The following is a 4,051-nucleotide window of genomic DNA, read 5'->3' on the forward strand; positions in this document are numbered from 1 at the left end:
TGAGGGAGCCATCCGCACCTGGGCGTACTCAAGGCCGCTTCCGACCGCCCCGAGCACGGCGTCGTCGGGGACGAAACAGTCGTTGAACGTCACTTCGCAGTGGCCGCCCGGGGCGCTGTGGTCCAGCGTCGGCATGCGGCGGCCGACGGTGAGCCCCGGGTTGTCCTGGTCCACCAGGAACATGGTCGTGCCGCCGCTGGTCGCGGCGATGCAGATGGTGAACGCCGCCCCGTCGGCTCCGGTGGTGAAGTGCTTCGCGCCGTTGATCCTCCAGCCGCCGTCGACCTTCTCGGCGGTCGTGCGGAGCATCGCGGGATCCGACCCCGCGCCGGGAGGCGGTTCGGCCATCGCGATGGACGAGCGGACCTCACCGCGCGCCAGCGGCGCCAGGTAGCGCTGCGCCTGCTCGGCGTTGGCGAGGTGGGCGAGCAGGTGGATGTTGCCGTCGTCCGGGGCGGAGGCGTTCAGCGCGATCGGGCCGATCAGGCTCGCGCCGGCGGCTTCCAACACGTACGCCAGGGCCCGGGTGTCCAGGCCGAGGCCGCCGTAGGCCACCGGCGACAGCGGGCCGAAGACCCCCGCCTCCCGGGCGGCCTTCTGCAGCTCCGTCCGGAGTGCGTCGTCCATCGGACGCCCGTCGACCACGATCTCCCGCTCGACCGGGAAGACGTACTCCTGGACGAACGCCCTCGTGCGTTCGGCGATCTGCTGCGGGCTGGTGTCTGCGGTGGGCACGGCGTTCACGGGGGCATGCTCCTGATCTGTGTCGGCACCGCTGGTCTGGAGGGCCTCCGGCAGCGCGACCATGCTTTCTCGCGCAGCCGGAAGCCCAGGTCCCTGGGTTGCTGAGGAGCCGGTCAGGCGGCCTTGAGCAGCCGCTCCTGCTGCGGCGTCCCAACCTCCTCGTAGAGCTTCTCCAGGTTGTGCGGGGCGAAGAACTCCTCACCGTGGACGCCCCCGGCCATCAGCCCGAAGAACTTCTTCGTGTATTCCGGGCTCTGGCTAGTGGCGCGCAGCACCGCCTCGAAGAACGGAGGCAGGGTGAGTTCGGCGAGGACGCACGTGAACTCGAAGGTGCCCTTGCTCCGCTCGTCGCGGATCCTGGCGTACTCCGCCACCGCGTCGTCGATCGGGCGCTCGCCGGCCAGCCCCTGGTGCAGGTGGTCCGCCAGGAGCTCGGCGTACAGGAACGCGTCGGTGATTCCCCATCCGGTGAACGGGTCCTTGTGGTATCCGGCGTCTCCCACCAGCGCCCAGCCAGGCCCGTTGGAACGGCGGTAGTAGTTGTCCGGGTAACGCATAACCCGGAAGTTCTCCGCCCGCTTCCCGTTCGTCCGGAGGTCTTCACCGAATTCGGGGGCGACCTCGTCGTACACGGCGTGGAAGTTTTTCTCCACGTCGGTGCGGAAGTCGCTGAAGTACTCCCGCCGGCGCAGGAGGGACACCAGGTGCAGGTCGTCGTTGGTCGGCCACGCGCCTATCTGCTGCTGATTGAAGCTGGTCCGGTGCTGGAAGGTCCAGTCCAGCCCGCCGAAATACGAGTAGTAGACGAAGCAGGTTGCCGGGACCACCCGGTAGAAATCGGCCCCGACCTTGTCCCCGACCGTCGAGTTCCGGCCGTCCGCGCCGACGACGAACGACCCGCGGAATTCCTTCTCCGATTCGTCGTCGAGCTGGCCCCGGATGCCGACCGCACGGCCGTCCTCGAAGATCACGTTCTGGACGGTGAATCCCTCGACGACCTCCGCCCCGGCCTCGCGCGCCGCGTCGACGAGAATCTTGTCCAGCACCGTCCGACGCGGGGAGTACACCTCGGTGACGCCCTCGATCGGGTCGGCGAAGCCCTCGACATGAATGCCGGTGTAGGACAGGGTCAGGTGCTTCATCGCCGGGACGCCCGAGGCCGCGACGCGGTCGAGCAGGCCCCAGTCCTTCAGCCGGGCAAGGCCGGTCTGCTGAATGTAGTGCGTCGAAATGGTGTCGCTCGGGAAGGTGGATCGATCGACGACGAGGACCCGGTGACCGCGTCTGGCGAGCAGCAGCGCCAGGGATGAGCCGGCGCAGCGCGCACCGACAACGATAACGTCGTACATATGAATGTGCTCCTGTCGTGAACCCGGCGAAGCCCGCGATGGAACCTGCCCGGTACGGGTACGAATCAATTTTCCACAGCTGCCGGAATGGCAGTCAACATCTGTGACCGAGAGCCATCGGTCGATTGGGCGACACAATCGATCCATAATCCGGGAACGGAGAAGATGGAGTGGGACGATTTGCGGAAAATTTTCGGCCGGTTCACCGGACGGTGGGGACGGGAAGAAACGCTCAGCCGTACACCGCGGCGATGTCCGCGGCGAATTCGGCCTCGATCACATTCCGGCGCAGCTTCATCGAGGGGGTCAGCTGCCCGGCGTCCACCGTGAAGTCGGTCGCGAGAACCCGGAACGCCCGGATCGACTCGGCCCGGGAGACCAGGCTGTTCGCGTCGTCTATCGCGGTCTGGATCTCCGCGAGCAGATCTGGACTGTGACGCCAGGAGTCGTCGTCGCCCTCGAATCCCTGGCTCGCCTTCCATCCGGTGAGCGCAGCGGGGTCGATCGTCACCAGCGCGCTGACGAACGGCCGCGCGTCGCCGATCACCATGCAGTTGCTCACCAGCGGGTGCAGCCGGACGCGGTCCTCCAGCGGGGTGGGCGCGACGTTCTTGCCGCCGCTGGTGACCAGGATCTCCTTGCGGCGACCCGTGATGTAGAGGAAGCCGTCGTCGTCGAGCCGCCCGAGGTCGCCGGTGTACAGCCACGGGCCCTCATCGGCCTGCGTCGCGTCCCGGTCGGTGGGTTGCGGACTCCCCGGCCAGTACCCCGGCGAGACGTTGAAGCCGCGGACGAGCAGCTCCTCGTCGTCCGCGATCGCCACCGTGGTACCCGGGATCGGGCGCCCGACGCTGCCTATCCGGTTGGTTGCCGGGACGTTCACCGTCACCGCCGTCGCGGCCTCGGTCAGCCCGTAGCAGTTGAGGATCTGCACCCCCACCCCGGCGTAGAACGCCGCGGTCGAGTCGTCGAGCGACGCACCGCCTGAGATCACATGCTGGAAGCGACCGCCGAAGGAGGCCCGTACCCGGCTGTAGACCTTCTCGTCGAACGCGGCGTGCGCGTCGTGCAGGTCGGCGTCGATCCGCAGCCCGCGCGCACCGGCGAGACCGAATTCGATCGCGATCCGCTCCGCCTCGCTGTCGACCACGCCGGCCCCACCGGCCGCGGGCTCGCGCACGCGCTTGCGGATCTTCTCCAATGCGTACGGCACGAGCGCGAGGAACGTGGGCCGGAACACCGGGAGCTCCGCGATCAGCTCCGGCACGCCCGCCACGAGCCCGGTCCGAGTGCCCCCGTACAGGCAGGCGAACAGGATGGTCCGGCCGAAGACGTGCGACAGCGGCAGGCCCAGCAGCGTCGTCGCCTGCTCCCCGGCAGCGCTGCGGAACAGCTGCCCGGTGTGCTCGACGGTGTTGGCGGAGGAGGCGTACAGGTTGCGGTGGGTGAGCATGCACCCCTTGGGTGTGCCGGTGGTACCACTGGTGTAGACGATCGTCGCAAGGTCGTCGGCACGTACCTTGGCGCGACGGTCGTCGAACTCGGCGTCCAGGAGCCCGTCCTGATCCGCCTCACGCCAGGCCCCGACCGTCTCCAGCAGCCAGGCACCGGCGCGCAGGGCCGATCCGCCGATCCGGTCGAGCTGGATACGCTGATCGTCGGTCTCGGCGAAGCACCAGCTTGCCGCGGAGTCGACCAGCAGGTGGCGTATCTGCTGCTCGGAAGCGGTCGGATAGATCGGAACCGTGACCGCGCCGATACTGAGCACCGCGAAGTCCACAACAGCCCACTCGTAGCTGGTCCGTCCCAGCACGGCCACCCGGTCACCGTGCGCGGCTCCGTGCGACAGCAGCACCTTGGCGACGGCCCGGACGTGGTCGGCGAACTGCCGGTAGCTGACGTCCTGCCAGCCGGCGGCGTTCTTCCAGCTCAACACGGGACGGTCCGCGGCCAGGCGG

3 protein-coding genes are annotated in these 4,051 nt (G+C 68.5%); all 3 read right to left on the minus strand.

Annotated elements, in window-relative coordinates; translation table 11 throughout:
• On the minus strand, positions 1–807 hold an 807-nt coding region (locus DD1DGNOD_RS17855), incomplete at its 3' end, for an acyl-CoA dehydrogenase family protein (RefSeq protein WP_131770661.1).
• 50 nt (positions 808–857) lie between these two features.
• Positions 858–2,093 carry an NAD(P)/FAD-dependent oxidoreductase gene (locus tag DD1DGNOD_RS17860; RefSeq protein WP_131767615.1) on the minus strand — a complete coding sequence of 412 codons (1,236 nt, stop codon included), beginning with the start codon at positions 2,091–2,093 and terminating at the stop codon, positions 858–860.
• Positions 2,094–2,325: 232 nt separating this feature from the next.
• A partial coding sequence (locus DD1DGNOD_RS17865; RefSeq protein ID WP_131770662.1) for an AMP-dependent synthetase/ligase occupies positions 2,326–4,051 on the minus strand: 1,726 nt, incomplete at its 5' end.

Source organism: Candidatus Protofrankia californiensis (assembly GCF_900634765.1).
In the GTDB taxonomy this organism is placed as follows: Bacteria; Actinomycetota; Actinomycetes; order Frankiales; family Frankiaceae; genus Protofrankia; species Protofrankia californiensis.

Excerpts from the sequence above, each read along its gene's own strand:
- DD1DGNOD_RS17860 (WP_131767615.1), bottom strand. The coding sequence starts at position 2,093 with ATGTACGACGTTATCGTTGTCGGTGCGCGCTGCGCCGGCTCATCCCTG.